Origin of the sequence: Pseudomonas sp. N40(2020) (assembly GCF_014472415.1) — a bacterium.
GTDB lineage: Bacteria > Pseudomonadota > Gammaproteobacteria > Pseudomonadales > Pseudomonadaceae > Aquipseudomonas.
On sequence record NZ_JACSZV010000009.1, the window covers coordinates 129,920 to 145,417 of the forward strand.

At 58.8% G+C, this 15,498-nt stretch carries 14 protein-coding genes; 10 read left to right on the forward strand and 4 right to left on the reverse strand.

What is annotated here, in order from left to right; genetic code table 11:
* Nucleotides 1-13: 13 nt before the first annotated feature.
* Both IAI51_RS09175 and IAI51_RS09180 read right to left on the reverse strand, forming a co-directional pair.
* On the reverse strand, nucleotides 14-2,119 hold the full coding sequence (locus IAI51_RS09175; protein ID WP_187678176.1) for a molybdopterin oxidoreductase family protein: 2,106 nt from the start codon (nucleotides 2,117-2,119) through the stop codon (nucleotides 14-16).
* A gap of 135 nt (nucleotides 2,120-2,254) precedes the next feature.
* Nucleotides 2,255-2,545: a hypothetical protein gene (locus IAI51_RS09180; protein ID WP_103305479.1), complete on the reverse strand. Its 291-nt coding sequence runs from the start codon at nucleotides 2,543-2,545 to the stop codon at nucleotides 2,255-2,257.
* Between the two features lie 404 nt (nucleotides 2,546-2,949).
* Between IAI51_RS09180 and argF the strand changes: the two genes are divergently transcribed.
* Together argF and IAI51_RS09190 are read left to right on the forward strand one after the other, a co-directional pair.
* Nucleotides 2,950-3,870: an ornithine carbamoyltransferase gene (gene argF, locus IAI51_RS09185; RefSeq protein WP_187678177.1), complete on the forward strand. Its 921-nt coding sequence runs from the start codon at nucleotides 2,950-2,952 to the stop codon at nucleotides 3,868-3,870.
* Nucleotides 3,867-4,976: an ABC transporter ATP-binding protein gene (locus tag IAI51_RS09190; protein ID WP_187678178.1), complete on the forward strand. Its 1,110-nt coding sequence runs from the start codon at nucleotides 3,867-3,869 to the stop codon at nucleotides 4,974-4,976. The genes argF and IAI51_RS09190 overlap by 4 nt, the downstream gene beginning before the upstream one ends.
* A 77-nt stretch (nucleotides 4,977-5,053) precedes the next feature.
* Here the strand turns inward: IAI51_RS09190 and IAI51_RS09195 are convergent, their stop codons facing one another.
* Together IAI51_RS09195 and ybaK are read right to left on the reverse strand one after the other, a co-directional pair.
* Nucleotides 5,054-5,836 carry a PhzF family phenazine biosynthesis protein gene (locus IAI51_RS09195; RefSeq protein ID WP_187678179.1) on the reverse strand — a complete coding sequence of 261 codons (783 nt, stop codon included), beginning with the start codon at nucleotides 5,834-5,836 and terminating at the stop codon, nucleotides 5,054-5,056.
* A 98-nt stretch (nucleotides 5,837-5,934) separates the two neighbouring features.
* Nucleotides 5,935-6,405, reverse strand: coding sequence for a Cys-tRNA(Pro) deacylase (gene ybaK, locus IAI51_RS09200; protein ID WP_187678180.1), 471 nt, complete (start codon nucleotides 6,403-6,405; stop codon nucleotides 5,935-5,937).
* Nucleotides 6,406-6,756: 351 nt separating this feature from the next.
* On the opposite strand from ybaK, the gene IAI51_RS09205 reads away from it, so the two are divergent.
* The 8 genes from IAI51_RS09205 to IAI51_RS09240 all read left to right on the forward strand — a co-directional run bounded on the left by IAI51_RS09205 (nucleotide 6,757) and on the right by IAI51_RS09240 (nucleotide 15,425).
* Entirely contained in the window at nucleotides 6,757-7,608 is an 852-nt protein-coding gene (locus IAI51_RS09205) for an MIP/aquaporin family protein (RefSeq protein WP_187678181.1), read from the forward strand.
* Nucleotides 7,609-7,685: 77 nt separating this feature from the next.
* Nucleotides 7,686-9,188, forward strand: a complete 1,503-nt coding sequence (glpK, locus tag IAI51_RS09210) for a glycerol kinase GlpK (RefSeq protein ID WP_187678182.1) — start codon at nucleotides 7,686-7,688, stop codon at nucleotides 9,186-9,188.
* 95 nt (nucleotides 9,189-9,283) lie between these two features.
* On the forward strand, nucleotides 9,284-10,039 hold the full coding sequence (locus IAI51_RS09215; protein WP_007916700.1) for a DeoR/GlpR family transcriptional regulator: 756 nt from the start codon (nucleotides 9,284-9,286) through the stop codon (nucleotides 10,037-10,039).
* A 246-nt stretch (nucleotides 10,040-10,285) separates the two neighbouring features.
* Entirely contained in the window at nucleotides 10,286-11,821 is a 1,536-nt protein-coding gene (gene glpD, locus IAI51_RS09220) for a glycerol-3-phosphate dehydrogenase (RefSeq protein WP_187678183.1), read from the forward strand.
* 348 nt (nucleotides 11,822-12,169) lie between these two features.
* Nucleotides 12,170-13,084, forward strand: coding sequence for a glutamate/aspartate ABC transporter substrate-binding protein (locus IAI51_RS09225; protein ID WP_187678184.1), 915 nt, complete (start codon nucleotides 12,170-12,172; stop codon nucleotides 13,082-13,084).
* A 192-nt stretch (nucleotides 13,085-13,276) separates the two neighbouring features.
* On the forward strand, nucleotides 13,277-14,023 hold the full coding sequence (locus IAI51_RS09230; protein WP_095190466.1) for an amino acid ABC transporter permease: 747 nt from the start codon (nucleotides 13,277-13,279) through the stop codon (nucleotides 14,021-14,023).
* On the forward strand, nucleotides 14,023-14,694 hold the full coding sequence (locus tag IAI51_RS09235; RefSeq protein ID WP_095190467.1) for an amino acid ABC transporter permease: 672 nt from the start codon (nucleotides 14,023-14,025) through the stop codon (nucleotides 14,692-14,694). The genes IAI51_RS09230 and IAI51_RS09235 overlap by 1 nt, the downstream gene beginning before the upstream one ends.
* Nucleotides 14,691-15,425, forward strand: a complete 735-nt coding sequence (locus tag IAI51_RS09240) for an amino acid ABC transporter ATP-binding protein (protein WP_187678185.1) — start codon at nucleotides 14,691-14,693, stop codon at nucleotides 15,423-15,425. The genes IAI51_RS09235 and IAI51_RS09240 overlap by 4 nt, the downstream gene beginning before the upstream one ends.
* The last annotated feature ends 73 nt before the right edge of the window (nucleotides 15,426-15,498 follow it).

Here is a 15,498-nt window from a genome sequence, read left to right on the forward strand (position 1 = left end):
CCGACAGACATGTTCAAGCCGCCGCCACTGTCACCGGCACGCCATTGAGCGCGGCATTACCGGACAACTCGTCGAGCTGGCATTCATCCGTCAGGTCGTTGGCACTCGAACCCGGCTGACCGCTGGCAATCGCCATCTGCACACCAGGGCGCGCATGGCCCCAACCGTGCGGCAGGCTGACCACGCCCCTCATCATGTCCAGACTGCCGAGCACTTCCACCTCGATCTGCCCGACCCGCGAACTGACGCGCACCAACTGACCATCATTGAGCCCACGGCTGGCGAGATCATCCGGATGCATCAGCAACTGATGACGCGGCTTGCCCTTCACCAGACGATGGTAATTGTGCATCCACGAATTGTTACTGCGCACATGGCGGCGGCCAATCATTAACAGCTCATCGGCGGCCGGCGCCTGCAATGCGGCGAAGCGTGCGAGATCCGCGAGGATCTCCGGCGGCGCAGCTTGCACCCGCTGATCAGGCGTTTTCAGACGCTTCGCCAGATTCGGTTTCAACGCGCCCAGATCAACGCCATGGGGATGATCGAACAGCGTCGCCAGCGACAGCTTATGCTCGGATGCATCGCCATAGAGGCCCATGCGCAGCCCCATGTCGATCATCTTCGCCGGCGGCATCGTTGGTTTGAGCTCCTTGCCGGTTTTCTCGGCAAAGGCCTTGGCCAACCCGACAAAGATCTCCCAGTCATGCAGCGCGCCCTCAGGCTTGGCGAGGATCGCGCGGTTGAAACGACTAACGTTGCGCACGGCGAACAGGTTGAACGTGGTGTCGTAGTGATCGTTCTCCAGCGCAGAAGTGGACGGCAGGATCAGGTCGGCATAACGGGTGGTTTCGTTGATGTACAGGTCGATGCTGACCATGAACTCCAGACCGTCCAGCGCTTGCTCCAATTGTCGGCCGTTGGGCGTCGACAACACCGGGTTGCCTGCAACGGTGATCAGCGCGCGGATCTGCCCCTCGCCTTCGGTGAGCATCTCTTCAGCCAGTGCCGACACCGGCAGTTCGCCGCCGTACTCGGGGCGCCCGGAAACACGGCTTTGCCATTTGTTGAAATGCCCGCCCGAGGTCGACGCCACCAGATCAACAGCAGGCTCGGTGCACAGCGCACCGCCGACGCGATCCAGGTTACCGGTCACCAGGTTGATCAACTGCACCACCCAGTGACACAAGGTGCCGAACGCCTGAGTCGATACGCCCATCCGCCCGTAGCACACCGCGCTTGGTGCGGCAGCAAAGTCGCGGGCCAGTTGGCGAATCTGTTCGGCGGGAACGGCGCACAACGGACTCATGGCTTCGGCGGTGAACGTCGCCACGGCGGCGCGGACTTCGTCCAGCCCCTCGACTGGCAAATGACTGTCGCGGGTCAGGCCTTCATCAAACAACGTGTTGAGCATGCCAAACAGCAGCGCCGCATCGCCGCCCGGGCGCACGAACAGATGCTGATCGGCGATCGCTGCTGTCTCGCTGCGCCGTGGGTCGACCACCACCACTTTGCCGCCGCGCGCCTGAATCGCTTTCAGGCGTTTCTCCACGTCAGGCACAGTCATGATGCTGCCGTTGGACGCCAACGGATTACCACCGAGGATCAGCATGAAGTCGGTGTGATCGATGTCCGGGATCGGCAGCAGCAAGCCATGGCCGTACATCAAGTAGCTGCTGAGGTGATGCGGCAATTGATCGACCGACGTCGCGGAATAACGATTGCGCGTCTTCAGCAGACCGAGGAAATAGTTGCTGTGAGTCATCAGCCCATAGTTATGCACACTCGGGTTGCCCTGATAGACCGCCACCGCGTTTTGCCCATGCCGTTCCTGAATCGCCGCCAGCCGCTCGGCCACCAGCGCGAACGCTTCGTCCCACTCGATCGGCAGCCATTCACTGCCGACCCGGCGCATCGGCTGGCGCAGGCGATCAGGATCATTCTGAATGTCTTGCAGGGCCACGGCCTTGGGGCAGATGTGGCCACGGCTGAAGGTGTCGAGAGCATCGCCCTTGATCGAGGTGATCGCGACAGCGTCATCAGTTTCGGTGGTCTCGATGGTCAGGCCGCAAATGGCTTCACACAGGTGGCAGGCACGGTGATGGAGAGTCTTGGTCATGGCCAGTCTCTGTTTTGTTCTGGGGCAGGTAATGACGCCTGCGGGAACAAAACTATGGCCCCTACGTCGGTGGGGCGCCAGCGACGTTCGTCTTGTGAATCGACGGCTATCAGGCGAGCCGATAGCCCGTCGCGATCAGTTGGACGGCAGTTGCGGCGGCGCCTGCAACTGGATTTCCTGAATGGTTTCGATCTGCTCGTGGGCGACGTGTACGCCGGTGAGTTCGCCGATCAGGCGCCAGTGTTCGTCTAGCCCGGCGCTGATGGTCGCCATGCGGTCGATCATCTGCCGGCTGGCAGCTTTGACCACGTCGTCTTCGCTGCGCAGCAGTTCGAAGGACATCGAAGTGACCGATGCGGTGAGATGGGTCAGAGAGCGAGCCGTATGGCCCAGCAATTCCATTAACAGTTTTTCTTTCGATTCCATGCGGAGGCTTCCTGCGTCGCTCGAAACGTATTTATAACCCAGCACTTTGCTTTAGCAAATGTTTCAGACTGAGCATCCGACCAAGCGGTGGCATGGCGCCATGGTCGTAAACCGACCAAAGCGGCGCTATCCCCGCCAAACCGGATTGCCAAGCCCTGCGAGGCCAGTGTACAAAGAGGCTCGCTGCTGTCCTGAACCCGGTTTCAAATGCGTGACGACTCTATTCAGTCCGCCCTCCGAATCCCGCAAAAACCGTAGCCTATTGGAAAAACGCGACATTTAGTGTCAATATCGCGCCTCCCCCTATTTCGTCGCCCCGTGCGGCTTACGCCGCAGGTCTCGCCCGTTGTTCCGATAAACAAGGCTTTGAGCATCTGCGGTTTGTAGCAAAAAGGTAGTCAATGATGAGCGCAAGGCACTTTCTCTCCCTGATGGATTGCACGCCCGAAGAGCTGGTCAGCGTGATCCGTCGAGGCGTTGAGCTCAAGGACCTGCGTAACCGCGGCGTACTGTTCGAGCCTCTGAAAAACCGCGTGCTGGGGATGATCTTCGAGAAATCCTCGACCCGTACCCGGATCTCCTTCGAGGCCGGCATGATCCAGCTCGGCGGCCAGGCGATCTTCCTTTCGCCGCGCGACACCCAACTGGGCCGTGGCGAGCCGATCGGCGACTGCGCCATCGTCATGTCGAGCATGCTCGACGCGGTGATGATCCGTACCTTTGCCCACAGCACCCTGACCGAATTCGCCGCCAACTCGCGCGTGCCGGTGATCAATGGCCTGTCCGACGACCTGCACCCGTGCCAGTTGCTGGCCGACATGCAAACTTTTCTTGAGCACCGCGGCTCGATTCAGGGCAAAACCGTGGCCTGGATCGGCGACGGCAACAACATGTGCAACAGCTATATAGAAGCGGCGATCCAGTTCGACTTCCAGTTGCGTATAGCCTGCCCCGAAGGCTACGAGCCGAACCCTGAATTCGTCGCCAAGGCCGGCGATCGCGTGACCATTGTTCGCGATCCGCAGGACGCCGTGCGCGGCGCGCATCTGGTCAGCACCGACGTCTGGACCTCTATGGGCCAGGAAGAGGAAACGGCCAAGCGCCTCAAGCTGTTCGCACCGTTCCAGGTCAACCGCGCCCTGCTCGATTTCGCTGCCGAGGACGTGCTGTTCATGCACTGCCTGCCCGCGCACCGTGGCGAAGAAATCAGCCTCGACCTGCTTGATGACCCGCGCTCCGTCGCTTGGGATCAGGCAGAAAACCGTCTCCACGCACAGAAGGCCCTGCTCGAGTTCCTCGTCGAACCGGCATATCACCACGCATGAGCCATGAATTACTGCTGAACCTGCGCAACCTCGCTTGCGGCTATCAAGACCAACGCGTGGTGCAGAACCTCAATCTGCACCTCAATGCCGGTGACATCGGCTGCCTGCTCGGCTCGTCCGGTTGCGGCAAGACCACCACTCTGCGTGCCATTGCCGGTTTCGAACCGGTGCACGAAGGTGAAATCACGTTGGGTGGCGAGACCATTTCCAGCGCCGGTTTCACCCTCGCGCCGGAGAAACGCCGGATCGGCATGGTGTTCCAGGACTACGCGCTGTTCCCGCACCTGAGCGTCGCGGACAACATCGCCTTCGGCATCCGCAAGCACCCGCACAAGGATCACGTGACCGAAGAGCTGCTGGAACTGGTCAACCTGAAGAACCTTGGCAAGCGTTTCCCGCACGAGCTGTCCGGCGGCCAGCAACAGCGCGTTGCCCTCGCCCGCGCCTTGGCACCGGAACCGCAACTGCTGCTGCTCGACGAGCCGTTCTCCAACCTCGACGGCGAGTTGCGCCGCAAGCTCAGCCACGAAGTGCGCGACATCCTCAAGGCGCGTGGCACCAGTGCGATTCTGGTGACCCACGACCAGGAAGAAGCCTTCGCCGTGAGTGATCACGTTGGCGTCTTCAAGGAAGGTCGACTGGAACAGTGGGACACGCCCTACAACCTCTATCACGAACCGGCGACGCCGTTTGTGGCCAGTTTCATCGGTCAGGGTTACTTCATTCGAGGCCAACTGAACACTCCGGAATCGGTGCAGACCGAACTGGGTGAACTGCGCGGTAATCGTGCTTATACATGGCCGATTGGTGGTGCGGTGGATGTGCTGTTGCGTCCTGACGACATCGTTTATGCGCCGGACAGTCCGCTGAAGGCACGGATTATTGGCAAGACATTCCTCGGCGCCTCGACGCTTTATCGCCTGCAATTGCCGACGGGTGCGCAGCTGGAGTCGATCTTCCCGAGTCATGCTGATCATCAGGTTGGCGCAGAGGTCGGAATTCGTGTTGCCGCTGAACATCTGGTGTTGTTCCAGGCGAGTGGCAGCACAGCAGCGCAAATACCAGCAGTGGAAAACGGCGTGCGCCGATTCAGCACCGCTTATTAAGATCAAAAGATCGCAGCCTTCGGCAGCTCCTACATTGATCCCTGTAGGAGCTGCCGAAGGCTGCGATCTTTTAGCTTTTAAGCGAGCAACAACTTACCGCTCGCAACGAGCGTCGCATTGCCACCGATCTTCACCCGCTCACCCTCCAGACGACAGAACAACTCCCCGCCCCGCGCCGAACGTTGGCACGCGGTCAGACTGGATTTACCCAGACGCTTCGACCAATACGGAATCAAACTGCAATGAGTCGAACCGGTCACTGGATCTTCATTGATGCCGATGGCCGGCGCGAAGTAGCGCGAGACAAAATCATGATGATTGCCGCGAGCTGTGACGATAGCGCCCAGCCATGGCAGTTTGGCCAGTGCGACCATATCCGGCTTGCAATCGAGCACGGCCTGCTCCGATTCCAGCACTACAAACAACTCATTTGACCCGAGCACATTCACTGCTTCGACGCCCAGCGCCCGCTCGACATCCAGCGTCACACCGATTTCCGACGGCACAATCGACGGGAAGTCCAACCACAAGCGGCCACCTTCGCGACTGACACTCAGCGGTCCGGACTTGCAAACGAAGTCCAGACGTTCGGCAGTTTCCTTATAGATTTCAAACAGGACATAGGCACTGGCCAGCGTCGCGTGCCCACACAACGGCACTTCTGTAGTCGGGGTGAACCAGCGGATGTGCCAGGCCTGACCTTCACGCACCAGAAATGCGGTTTCCGCCAGGTTGTGCTCGGCGGCGATCTTCTGCATCAACTCATCCGCCAGCCATGCGTCGAGTCGATAGACCATCGCCGGATTGCCACTGAACGGCCGATCACTGAATGCGTCGACCTGATAAAACTCGAGCTGCATAACCTTCTCCCTAAGTTCGTCGGCAGAGCATGCAGCGCGGGTCGGATCAGCGCCAGTGACAGAACCGGCCAATTTTCTTCATACAGCGCAGGCCGATCTCAGGCTCGACCAATCTCGGCGAATTTCGCCTGGGTATGTTCGGCCAACACCATTGGCGCCAGCTCAACCTCTAGCCCGCGCCGACCGGCGCTGACATAAATAGTCGCAAAACCCTGGGCTGAATTATCGATAAAAGTGCGCAGGCGCTTCTTCTGACCCAACGGGCTAATGCCTCCCAACAGGTAACCGGTGGAACGCTGCGCGGCTGCCGGATCAGCCATCTCGACTTTCTTCACGCCGGCGGCATGCGCCAGACCTTTGAGGTCGAGCGTTCCGACGACCGGCACGACAGCCACTAACAATTCACCTTTTTCACTCGCCGCCAGCAGCGTCTTGAACACCTGAGCAGGCTCAAGCGCCAGTTTTTCTGCGGCCTCCAGCCCATAGGACGCGGCCTTCGGATCATGTTCGTAACTGTGCACGCGATGTTCGGCACGAACTTTTTTCAACAAGTCCAACGCAGGGGTCATGGCAGCTCCAGGCTCGGCAGTGGCAGAAAAAACCTGTGGCGGATTTTAGGCCATCGCACCACAAAAGGCTCTATTCCAAGCCACGTTTCCCGTGGCTTGCAGACTTTTGAGCACATCGTTCACGAACGATCATTCACACAACGAATAGTTTAATTGTGACCGACGGTTCACTTTCGACCTTTGACAGGTTTGTTTCTTGTCTATATTTTTTCGAATCTGAATAATGTAAGAATTGTCGACATCGCAGCACCCAGCAGTAAACCGGGAACAGGATGGGGATCCTGCCCCGGGGAAAATCGCGCATTGCCCTGTTGGCAATGCGCCAGACAACAACAAAAATCGAGGTTTTCAATGACAACTGCTTTACAGCAACCATCGCTCTCGGGCCAATGCATGGCCGAGTTTCTGGGGACTGCACTCCTGATCTTTTTCGGTACCGGTTGTGTCGCCGCGCTCAAAGTCGCGGGCGCCAGCTTCGGCCTGTGGGAAATCAGCATCATCTGGGGCGTCGGCGTGAGCATGGCGATCTACCTCACCGCCGGGGTTTCCGGTGCGCACCTCAATCCTGCTGTGAGCATCGCGCTAACAATCTTTGCTGACTTCGAAAAGCGCAAACTGCCGTTCTATATCGTCTCGCAGATTGCCGGCGCCTTCTGTGGTGCGCTGCTGGTCTACACGCTGTACAGCAATCTTTTCTTCGATTACGAACAAACTCACCAAATGGTTCGTGGCTCGGCTGCCAGCCTTGAGTTGGCGTCGGTGTTCTCCACTTTCCCGAACCCTGTGCTGTCTACCGCTCAGGCATTCCTGGTCGAGATGATCATCACTGCCATCCTGATGGGCGTGATCATGGCCCTGACCGATGACAACAACGGTCTGCCAAAAGGCCCGATGGCGCCGCTGCTGATCGGCCTGTTGATCGCGGTGATCGGCAGCTCGATGGGTCCGCTGACCGGTTTTGCGATGAACCCGGCACGTGACTTCGGTCCAAAACTGATGACTTTCTTCGCTGGCTGGGGTGAAATTTCCTTCACCGGCGCCCGTGAAATCCCGTACTTCCTGATTCCGATTTTTGCACCGATTGTCGGTGCCTGCCTCGGCGCTGCCGGGTATCGCGGGCTCATCGCCCGTCACCTGACCGGCGCCACACCTGCTACAAAGGATGCAGAACCGGCCATTGAAGGCAAACCAAGAACTTCTTGAAACAGTCGGCGCAGGCTCCTGCCCTATAGAGCCTGCGCCCCGGCCCACTCTCCCTTATTTCGTCCAAGGCAATCGACATGACCGACATTCAGAATAAGAACTACATCATTGCCCTCGATCAGGGTACGACCAGCTCCCGCGCGATCATTTTCGACCGCGACGCGAACGTGGTCTGCACCGCGCAGCGCGAATTCGCCCAGCATTACCCGCAAGCCGGTTGGGTTGAACACGACCCGATGGAAATCTTTGCCACCCAGAGCGCGGTGATGGTTGAAGCACTGGCCCAGGCCGGCCTGCATCACGATCAAGTGGCCGCCATCGGCATCACCAACCAGCGTGAAACCACCGTGGTCTGGGACAAGACCACCGGTCGCCCGGTCTATAACGCGATCGTCTGGCAGTGCCGCCGCAGCACCGAGATCTGCCAACAGCTCAAGCGTGACGGCCACGAAGACTATATCCGTGACACCACGGGCCTGGTCACCGACCCGTACTTCTCCGGCACCAAACTGAAGTGGATCCTCGACAACGTCGAAGGCAGCCGCGAGCGTGCGCGCAACGGCGAACTGCTGTTCGGCACCATCGATAGCTGGCTGATCTGGAAATTCACCGGCGGCAAAGTCCACGTCACCGACTACACCAACGCCTCGCGCACCATGCTCTTCAACATCCACTCGCTTGAGTGGGATTCGAAGATGCTGGAGATCCTCGACATTCCGCGCGAGATGCTCCCGGAAGTGAAAGCGTCTTCGGAAATTTACGGTCGCACCAAGAGCGGCATCGCCATCGGCGGTATCGCTGGTGACCAGCAAGCGGCACTGTTCGGCCAGATGTGCGTCGAGCCGGGCCAGGCAAAAAACACCTACGGCACTGGTTGCTTCCTGCTGATGAACACCGGCGACAAAGCGGTGAAATCCAAGCACGGCATGCTCACCACCATCGCTTGCGGCCCGCGCGGCGAAGTCGCTTATGCGCTGGAAGGTGCAGTGTTCAACGGCGGTTCGACCGTCCAGTGGCTGCGCGATGAGTTGAAAATCATCAACGACGCCCACGACACTGAATACTTCGCCAGCAAGGTCAAGGACAGCAACGGCGTGTACCTGGTGCCGGCCTTCACGGGTCTGGGCGCTCCGTACTGGGACCCGTATGCCCGTGGCGCGCTGTTCGGCCTGACTCGCGGCGTGCGCGTGGATCACATCATCCGCGCCGCGCTGGAATCGATCGCCTATCAGACCCGCGACGTCCTCGACGCCATGCAACAGGACTCCGGCGAACGCCTGAAGGCTCTGCGCGTGGACGGCGGAGCAGTGGCGAACAACTTCCTCATGCAGTTCCAGGCCGACATCCTCGGCACTCAGGTCGAGCGCCCGCAAATGCGTGAAACCACTGCACTGGGCGCGGCTTACCTGGCCGGCCTGGCGTGCGGTTTCTGGGGCAGCCTGGAAGAACTGCGCGGCAAAGCGGTGATCGAGCGCGAGTTCGAACCGAGCCTGGACGAAGTCGAGAAAGAGAAGCTGTATAAAGGCTGGAAAAAAGCCGTCAGCCGCACCCGTGACTGGGCGCGTGAAGACGCTGAATAAGCCAGTCTGAGGACTGACTAAGGCTGGAAACTGGTCGGGAGCGGATTCCTGCGGCATCATGGGCAAATTTTGCACGGCAGCCCAAAGGAAGCCCCATGAATCTGCCTCCCCGTCAGCAGCAAATCCTCGAGCTGGTCCGCGAACGCGGCTATGTGAGCATCGAGGAAATGGCCACGCTGTTCGTTGTTACCCCGCAAACCATCCGCCGCGACATCAATCAGCTCGCGGAAGCCAATCTGCTGCGTCGCTACCATGGCGGTGCGGCCTATGATTCCAGCGTCGAAAACACTGCCTATGCGATGCGCGCCGATCAGATGCGCGATGAAAAGCAACGCATCGGCGAAGCCATCGCCGCGCAGATCCCCGATCACGCCTCGCTGTTCATCAACATCGGCACCACCACCGAATCGATTGCCCGCGCCCTGCTCAATCACAACCATCTGAAGATCATCACCAACAACTTGCACGTGGCATCGATGCTCAGTGCCAAGGATGATTTCGATGTGCTGCTGACCGGCGGCAACGTGCGCCGCGATGGCGGTGTTGTGGGTCAGGCGAGTGTGGATTTCATCAACCAGTTCAAGGTTGATTTCGCCTTGGTTGGCATCAGTGGTATCGACGAGGACGGCAGCCTGCTCGACTTCGATTATCAGGAAGTGCGGGTCTCCCAGGCGATCATTGCCAATGCGCGTCAGGTGATTCTGGCGGCGGACTCGAGCAAGTTCGGACGTAACGCGATGATTCGCCTTGGGCCGATCAGCCTGATTGATTGTCTGGTCACTGATCAGCAGCCGGTGCCGGCGTTGGCGCAGTTGTTGAGTCAGCACAAGATTCGTTTAGAAGTCGTTTAACCCCTCCAAGATCAAAAGATCGCAGCCTGCGGCAGCTCCTACGGAAAGCACATTTCAATGTAGAAGCTGCCGAAGGCTGCGATCTTTTGCTTTTAATGTTCGAAAATTTTCCTTTACCTGCCCTTCGATGAGTTTTTTCAATCGAAGTCGACTGGCTGTGCGCGTGTTTATGGGCTACCATTTTCGCAAATGAACATTAATGTTCGATTTCCAATACAGAAAATCAAAAGAGCCCGAGGCCAGCCGATGTCCACATCTACCTTGCGTACGCCCCCTACCTCCGAGATCTACGACCTCGCCGTCATCGGCGGCGGGATCAATGGGGTGGGGATCGCAGCGGATGCCGCCGGTCGCGGTCTCTCGGTGTTCCTTTGCGAAAAGGACGACCTGGCCAGCCACACCTCGTCGGCCAGCAGCAAGCTGATCCACGGTGGCCTGCGCTACCTCGAACATTACGAATTCCGTCTGGTGCGCGAAGCACTGGCCGAGCGCGAAGTGCTGCTGACCAAGGCGCCGCACATCGTCAAGCCGATGCGCTTTGTGTTGCCGCACCGTCCGCACCTGCGTCCGGCGTGGATGATCCGTGCCGGTCTGTTCCTTTATGACAACCTCGGCAAACGCGAAAAACTCCCAGGTTCGAAAAGCCTGAAGTTCGGCGCCGACAGCGCGTTGAAAAGCGAAATCAAGAACGGCTTCGAATACTCCGACTGCTGGGTCGATGACGCCCGCCTCGTGGTCTTGAACGCCATGGCCGCCCGTGAAAAAGGCGCCCACGTCCACACCCAGACCCGTTGCGTCAGCGCCCGCCGCGCCAAGGGCCTGTGGCACCTGAACCTGGAACGCGCCGACGGCAGCCTGTTTTCGATTACCGCCAAAGCGCTGGTGAACGCCGCCGGTCCGTGGGTGGCCAAGTTCATTCGTGATGACCTGAAGATGGAATCGCCGTATGGCATCCGTCTGATTCAGGGCAGCCACATCATCGTGCCGAAACTGTACGAAGGTGAAAACGCGCACATTCTGCAAAACGAAGACCAGCGCATCGTCTTCACCATTCCATACCTGAACCACTTCACCCTGATCGGTACTACCGACCGTGAGTACACCGGCGATCCGGCCAAAGTCGCGATCACCGAGGGCGAAACCGATTACTTGCTGAAAGTAGTCAACGCCCACTTCAAGAAGCAGATCAGCCGCGACGACATCCAGCACAGCTATTCCGGCGTACGCCCGCTGTGCAACGACGAATCCGACAATCCGTCGGCCGTGACTCGCGATTACACCCTGGCACTGTCTGGCAGCACCGAAGAAGCGCCGTTGCTGTCGGTGTTCGGCGGCAAGCTGACTACCTATCGCAAACTCGCCGAATCGGCGATGGCGCAACTGATGCCGTTCTTCACCCAGATGCGCCCGAGCTGGACGGCCACCGCCACCCTGCCCGGCGGCGAAGACATGTCCACGCCGCAGGCGCTGAGCGCGCTGATCCGCGACAAGTTCGACTTCGTGCCGACTGAAATCGCTCGCCGCTGGTCCACCACCTACGGCAGCCGCACCTGGCGCATGCTCGAAGGTGTCGAGACCCTCGCCGATATGGGTGAACACATCGGTGGCGGGCTTTACACCCGTGAAGTCGATTACCTGTGCAGCGAAGAATGGGCGACCACGGCGCACGACATTCTGTGGCGCCGCAGCAAGCTGGGGTTGTTCACCACGCCGGCAGAGCAGGAGAAACTGGCGGCATATCTGGGCAAGGTCGAGCAGAATCGCAAGATTGAAGCGGCCTGATCTGAGCAGTGCTTGAACGAAAGCCCCTGAATCGTGAGATTCAGGGGCTTTTTTGTTGGACAGCCAGAACCAGCCCCCTCCCGGCCCTCTCCCCATTCGGTTTTCCGAACGCGACCTGACGGTCGATTCGGTTAACCGGATCAGTTTGATCTTAAAAAACCATCACAAAACTTTAATAACGTTATAAATCATATAGTTAATGACAGGCTGGTGGTCTGGCACGACTCATGCTCTACACTCTCTCGACGAATGCCTGTTGCGCCAACACTTCAGGAGCCGTCAGGCATTCGAAGCACAAAAGGGCCGACAAACTGGCTCCATAAAAAAAACAATGTCGAGGAAAATTTGATGCGCATCGTTCCCCATATCCTGGGCGCAGCCATTGCTGCCGCTCTGATCAGCACGCCAGTTTTCGCCGCCGAACTCACCGGCACCCTGAAGAAGATCAAAGAGTCCGGTGTGATCACCCTGGGCCACCGCGACGCCTCCATCCCGTTTTCCTACATCGCGGATGCTTCCGGCAAGCCGGTCGGCTACTCCCACGACATCCAGCTGGCCATCGTCGAAGCGATCAAGAAAGACCTCGACCTGCCAAACCTGCAAGTCAAATACAACCTGGTGACTTCGCAAACGCGTATCCCGCTGGTGCAAAACGGCACCGTGGACGTCGAGTGCGGCTCCACCACCAACAACGTCGAGCGTCAGCAGCAAGTTGACTTCTCCGTCGGCATCTTCGAAATCGGTACCCGTCTGCTGTCCAAGGTCGACTCGAAGTACAAGGATTTCGACGATCTGAAAGGCAAGAACGTCGTGACCACCGCCGGCACCACGTCCGAGCGCATCCTCAAGGCGATGAACGCCGACAAGCAGATGGGCATGAACGTCATCTCCGCCAAAGACCATGGCGAATCCTTCCAGATGCTGGAATCGGGTCGTGCCGTCGCGTTCATGATGGACGACGCCCTGCTGGCCGGCGAAGCCGCCAAGGCCAAGAAAGCCACCGACTGGGCCGTGACCGGCACGCCACAGTCGTACGAAATCTACGGCTGCATGATGCGCAAAGGTGACGAGCCGTTCAAAAAGGCTGTGGATGACGCTATCAAGGCGACCTACGCATCGGGCGCGATCAACAAGATCTACGAGAAGTGGTTCATGGCGCCGATCCCGCCAAAAGGCCTGAATCTGAACTTCCCGATGAGCGATGAGCTCAAGGCCTTGATCGCCAATCCGACCGACAAAGCGGCTGACGACAAGAAATCCTGATTTCTGACTAACCTTATCTCCTGAAAGGGCGCGGCCCTTTCAGGAGTTTGTCACTCCCTGCTGGCATTTTTTGGAAACACTCGAACCGGTGGCTATCGAGCCGATCGCGTGTGCCTGATCTTCACGATCAGGGAGGGAACGGAGTTCCCCAAGCGGGCACTTGTACATCGATCGAATCGAGGGGAGACCCTAATGAATTACAACTGGGACTGGGGCGTGTTCTTCAAGTCCACCGGCGTGGGCAGCGAGACTTATCTCGACTGGTTCATTTCCGGATTGGGCTGGACCATCGCCATCGCCATCGTGGCCTGGATCATCGCCCTGCTGCTGGGCTCGATACTGGGTGTCATGCGCACCGTGCCGAACCGCATCGTGTCGGGCATCGCGACCTGCTACGTCGAACTCTTCCGTAACGTGCCGCTGCTGGTTCAGCTGTTCATCTGGTACTTCCTGGTGCCCGACCTGCTGCCGGCGGATCTGCAGGAGTGGTACAAGCAGGACCTCAACCCGACCACCTCGGCCTACCTGAGTGTTGTCGTGTGCCTGGGCCTGTTCACCGCCGCGCGTGTTTGCGAACAAGTGCGCACCGGTATTCAGGCGCTGCCTCGCGGCCAGGAATCTGCCGCCCGCGCCATGGGTTTCAAGCTGCCGCAGATCTACTGGAACGTGCTGCTGCCCCAAGCCTACCGGATCATCATTCCGCCGCTTACCTCGGAATTTTTGAACGTGTTCAAGAACTCCTCCGTGGCCTCGCTGATCGGTTTGATGGAGCTGCTCGCACAGACCAAACAGACCGCTGAGTTCTCGGCCAACCTGTTCGAAGCGTTCACCTTGGCGACCCTGATCTATTTCACCCTGAACATGAGCCTCATGCTGTTGATGCGCGTGGTCGAGAAGAAAGTGGCCGTGCCCGGCCTGATCTCCGTGGGGGGTAAATAATGGAATTCGATTTCAGTGGCATCGTCCCGGCCATTCCCGGTTTGTGGAACGGCATGGTGATGACCCTCAAGCTGATGGCCATGGGCGTGGTCGGCGGGATCATTCTCGGCACCATTCTTGCGCTGTGCCGTCTGTCGCATAACAAACTGCTGTCGAACGTTGCCGGTGCGTACGTCAACTATTTCCGTTCGATTCCGCTGCTGCTGGTGATCACCTGGTTCTACCTGGCGGTGCCGTTCGTGCTGCGCTGGATCACCGGCGAAGACACCCCGATTGGTGCGTTCACCTCGTGCATCGTGGCGTTCATGATGTTCGAAGCCGCGTACTTCTGCGAAATCGTCCGTGCCGGTGTGCAGTCGATTCCCAAAGGCCAGATGGGCGCAGCGCAAGCGCTGGGCATGAGCTACGGGCAGATGATGCGTCTGATCATTCTGCCGCAAGCTTTTCGCAAGATGACCCCGCTGCTGCTGCAGCAGAGCATCATTTTGTTCCAGGACACCTCGCTGGTTTACACCGTGGGCCTGGTGGACTTCCTCAACGCCTCCCGCGCCAGCGGCGACATCATTGGTCGTTCCAATGAGTTCCTGATTTTCGCCGGTGTCGTGTACTTCATCATCAGCTTTGCCGCCTCGCTGCTGGTCAAGCGTCTGCAAAAAAGGTTCGCCGTATGATCTCTATCAAAAACATCAACAAGTGGTATGGGGACTTCCAGGTGCTGACTGATTGCAGCACCGAGGTCAAAAAAGGCGAAGTGATTGTGGTCTGCGGCCCGTCGGGTTCCGGCAAATCGACCCTGATCAAATGCGTCAACGCGCTGGAGCCGTTCCAGAAAGGCGACGTCGTCGTGGACGGCACTTCGATTGCCGACCCGAAGACCAACCTGCCGAAACTGCGTTCGCGCGTGGGCATGGTGTTCCAGCATTTCGAACTGTTCCCACACCTGACCATCACCGAAAACCTGACCATCGCGCAGATCAAGGTGTTGGGCCGCAGCAAGGAAGAGGCGACCAAAAAAGGTCTGCAACTGCTTGAGCGCGTCGGCTTGTCGGCCCACGCCCACAAGCACCCGGGCCAATTGTCCGGCGGTCAGCAACAGCGTGTGGCGATTGCCCGTGCGCTGGCGATGGACCCGATCGTCATGCTGTTCGACGAACCGACCTCCGCGCTCGACCCGGAAATGGTCAACGAAGTGCTCGACGTGATGGTGCAACTGGCCCACGAAGGGATGACCATGATGTGCGTGACCCACGAAATGGGCTTCGCTCGCAAAGTGGCTGATCGGGTGATCTTCATGGACGCCGGCAAGATCATCGAAGACTGCCCGAAAGAGGAGTTCTTCGGCGACATCAACGCCCGCTCCGAACGCGCGCAGCATTTCCTCGAGAAGATTCTGCAGCACTAAAAGCAACACAGGCTTCCCCTGTAGGAGCTGCCGCAGGCTGCGATCTTTTGATTGTGATTTTGAAGATCAAAAG